Annotated in this window: 3 protein-coding genes and 1 pseudogene; 2 read left to right on the forward strand and 2 right to left on the reverse strand. The window is 61.4% G+C overall.

The window, feature by feature from the left end:
- Positions 1-993, forward strand: a pseudogene (locus tag C0V97_RS14685) (putative zinc-binding metallopeptidase); the annotation flags it as partial.
- 12 nt (positions 994-1,005) lie between these two features.
- Here C0V97_RS14685 and C0V97_RS14690 read toward each other — a convergent pair.
- Positions 1,006-1,764: a methylenetetrahydrofolate reductase gene (locus C0V97_RS14690; RefSeq protein ID WP_127101633.1), complete on the reverse strand. Its 759-nt coding sequence runs from the start codon at positions 1,762-1,764 to the stop codon at positions 1,006-1,008.
- Complete coding sequence (gene folD, locus C0V97_RS14695; protein WP_127101631.1) at positions 1,761-2,657, reverse strand: bifunctional methylenetetrahydrofolate dehydrogenase/methenyltetrahydrofolate cyclohydrolase FolD; 897 nt, start codon at positions 2,655-2,657, stop codon at positions 1,761-1,763. The genes C0V97_RS14690 and folD overlap by 4 nt, the downstream gene beginning before the upstream one ends.
- Positions 2,658-2,734: 77 nt before the next feature.
- On the opposite strand from folD, the gene C0V97_RS14700 reads away from it, so the two are divergent.
- A complete protein-coding gene (locus tag C0V97_RS14700) occupies positions 2,735-3,781 on the forward strand; it encodes a low specificity L-threonine aldolase (protein WP_127101629.1) in 1,047 nt (348 codons plus the stop codon).
- The last annotated feature ends 71 nt before the right edge of the window (positions 3,782-3,852 follow it).

Here is a 3,852-nt window from a genome sequence, read left to right on the forward strand (position 1 = left end):
GCCGATCTGACKGCGCTCAATCCGGGCCAGGAGCCCGATTTGTGGCTCCCCATGGAGCCGGGCTTCGAGAGCGTGCCGCATCGCTATTGCGCCAATCATGCCCATGATGCCTGTAACTGGCTTCTCAGCCCGGAGGAATCGGCGCGTGGACCGCTCTGCTACGCGTGTCAGTTCAATCGCACGATCCCTGATCTGGCTGACCCCAGGAATCTGGAACGCTGGCGCAAGATTTAAAGCGCCAAGCACAGGCTCTGCCACGCTCTGAGCAGACTCAGACTACCCATCGTAAGCCGTCTGCAGGACCCGGAAAACGGGCTTGCTTTTGATTTTCTTGAAGACGCGCCAGACGGGTCAGCCCCGGTCATGACGGGGCATAGCGATGGTCTGATCACTCTGGCCATACGCGAGGCGGATGATGCGCAGCGTGAGCGCCTGCGGGTCGAGATGGGCGAATATTACCGAACGCTTCTTGGCCATTTCCGTCATGAAATCGGACATTATTACTGGAATCTTCTGATACGGGATGGCGGCAGGATCGAGCGATGCCGCGCGGTGTTCGGTGATGATCGCCAGGATTATCAGGAGGCACTCAAGGCGCATTATGCGGGACCGCCGCCCGAGGACTGGCAGGCGCATCACGTAAGCGTCTATGCGGCGTCTCACCCTTGGGAGGATTTCGCCGAAACCTGGGCGCATTACCTCCATATTGTCTCCACGCTCGAAACGGCTTGGCTTTATGGGATCGTCATTGCCCCGCTGACACCAACCGCGCCAGAGTTCTCGGCTCCAGCCATAGGGGGGGATCCGTATCTGACGCTTGGTTTCGACGAGATCATGAATGCGTGGCTGCCGCTCAGCATGGCGGTTAACAGCCTTAATCGCTCGATGGGGCTACAGGATTTCTATCCCTTTGTACTGACCAGCAGCATCAGGGAAAAGCTGGGCTTCATTCATGACGTGATTCGCGAGACTCAGGCGGCGAACGCCCCTTGAGGGGCGTGCTGCTCAGGTGTTCAGGAGATCGGCCAGCGGCGCGAGATAGGCGTCAAGCGCCACGCGCAGGGGCATGAGATAGGCATTGTCCCCACGCGCGCGAATTTCCGTCAGGATCGCACGGGCAAAAGCAATGTTTGCGTCAAGGCTGGGCTCGAAGTCCCCGGGGAAGACCACGTGGTTCACGCGTTCCCAATAGCCACGTGCCTTGGGACCAATCACCGGAGAAAGTCCCCAGAACACCACATCATTTTCGAGCCATGAGGCGCTAAGCTCGAAAAAGCGCTTGTCGAAGAGTGGCTGAGTAAAGAACCCGGCCGCACCTGCGTCGCGCTTTTGCTTGATATCGTCCAGCTCCTGCCAAGGCGCCCGTCGATAGGGATCAAAGGCCGCGTAGACCTTGAGATGCGGAGCCTCGCGCTGATAGCGGGCGATGATCTGAGCCGAGCTGTTGGGCCAACTCGGATGGCTGTCATTGGGAGGGGGGTCGCCCGCAATGACCAGAATTTCTCGGATGCCCTCCTGCTCGGCGCAGGGCAGGGGGGCAGTCGGGGCGATGTCCGTGGCGCGTATGTGCGGGATCGCGGCAAAGCCTTGGCGATGCGCCAGAGCTGCCCCATCCCATGAGCGCAGGGGCAGGCGCAGAAGATCGGGCAGATTGATGGTGGTCACACCGGGGACGAGGTTTTTCACCTGGTCCAGATCGGCATTGAGGCTTTGTGCGTCGCGGGGAATCAGTTCGATCGCGACGCGGCTCGAGGGTCGTGTCATCGGGGCTGCGCGTCCAGGGCAATCCGAGCGGCCTGAAGCGTGTTGTGCAGCAGGCAGGCAATGGTCATGGGGCCGACACCGCCCGGTACAGGGGTGATATGGCCGGCAATGGGAGCTGCTTCATCGAAGGCGACATCCCCGACGAGACGGGTCTTGCCATCTGCCGTCGCGATGCGTGTGATCCCGACATCGATGACCGTGGCCCCAGGCTTGATCCAGTCGCCGCGTACAAGGCCGTTCTTGCCGGTTGCGACCACGAGAATATCGCCTTCACGCGCGAGACTGCGCGCGTCTTTCGTATCGATATGCCCGACCGACACCGTGCAGCCTTCGCGCAGAAGGAGTTGGGCCATGGGTTTGCCCACCAGATTGGACGCACCGATGATGACGGCATGCAGGCCGCGCAGCGCGGGCAGGGTTTCCTGAAGCAGCATGAGGCACCCGAGCGGTGTGCAGGGAACGAGCCCGTCAATGCCAAGGCTCAGGCGCCCGGCATTTACCTCACCCAACCCATCCACATCCTTGTGTGGGGCGATGGCGTTGGTGACGACAATCGGGTCGAGCTGGGGAGGGAGAGGGAGCTGCACGAGAATGCCATGGATCTGCGGATCGGCATTCAGCCGGGCGATCAGCTCGATCAGTTCGTCCTGTTCCGTCGTCTCGGGCAACATGTGCATGAAAGACCGCATGCCCGCGCGATGGGTCTGGATGGCCTTGTTCTTGACATAGACTTCGCTGGCTGGGTCATTACCCACCAGAACCACGGCCAGTCCCGGAATCTTGCCCGTCCGTTCACGCAGCGTCTCGGCCTCGGCCTTGACGCGGTCCGTCAGGCGGCGGGCGATAGCCTTGCCGTCGATGAGCTTTCCTGTCAGCGCTGGATCGTGTTTCATGAGGGTGATTCCTGTTGCAGGGGGCCAATGCCGGTTACGACCTGCTGACGGGCCTGTAAACGAAGTGAGGAACGGACGTGACCGAGGCAATACGCAAGAACTTCGCCAGTGACAATATTGCGCCAGCCTGCCCGGCGGTGATGGAGGCTCTGGAGCGGATCAATCACGGATCGGCAGCTGCTTATGGAGAAGATGATGGGACCGCGCAGCTGAGGGCTCTGGCGGGCGACGTGTTCGAACGCGATGTCTGGGTATTTCCGGTAGCCACGGGCACGGCAGCAAACAGCCTGGCCCTGTCGACCGCGACCGATCCCTTCGGGGCCGTGATCTGCGATCAGAGTGCCCATATCGCCAATGACGAGGGGGGCGCGCCCGAATTCTTCATGCATGGCGCCAAGCTCCTGCCGATACCCTCCGCCGATGGGCGCATGGTGCCATCTGATCTTGACCGCGCCCTGCGCGCGAATATCGGCCATGGTGTGCATACGAGTCCTGCTCAGACCCTGTCTTTGACCCAGAGCACGGAGTGGGGAACGGTCTATACGCTCGATCATCTCAGGGCTCTGACCGATCGCGCGCGTGAGGCGGGGCTCGCCACCCATCTCGACGGAGCGCGTCTAGGCAATGCCGTGGCCGCGCTGGGCTGCCGTCCTGCCGATGTCAGCTGGCGAGCAGGGTTCGATATGATCAGTTTCGGAGGCACCAAGAATGGGGCCATGGCGGCAGAGGCCGTGATGATTTTCCGCGAGGATCTGGCAAAGAATTTCCTGCGCCGCGTCAAGCGCAGCGGTCATCTCTGGTCCAAGCAGCGCTATCTCAGCGCCCAGCTTCATGCCCTGCTCACAGATGATCTGTGGCTGCGCAATGCGGGGCACGCCAACACGATGGCGCAGAGACTGGCCCATGGGCTGCAACGCCATCCCGCAGCCTCACTTCCCTTCGATGTGCAGGGGAACGAGGTCTTTGTCGTCCTTCCAGAGCGCAGCGTTGCAGACCTGGAAGCGCAGGGTTTCGGCTTTTATCGCTGGTCGACGCCGCCCGGAATTGACGGCGTGCTTATCCGTCTCGTGACCTGCTGGGCCACGGAAACCGCCGATGTGGATGGCTTTCTCGCAGCGCTCTGAATACGTCCAGCTGGGCTGTCAGGCAGGAGAAGAAACAGAAAAAGGCGCGGACCCATCGGGACCGCGCCTTT

This window comes from Asaia sp. W19 (assembly GCF_003994335.1).
GTDB lineage: Bacteria > Pseudomonadota > Alphaproteobacteria > Acetobacterales > Acetobacteraceae > Asaia.

Bases quoted from the DNA above. Each gene is read 5' to 3' on its own strand.
- folD (WP_127101631.1), bottom strand. From the start codon at position 2,657: ATGAAACACGATCCAGCGCTGACAGGAAAGCTCATCGACGGCAAGGCT.
- C0V97_RS14690 (WP_127101633.1), bottom strand. From the start codon at position 1,764: ATGACACGACCCTCGAGCCGCGTCGCGATCGAACTGATTCCCCGCGAC.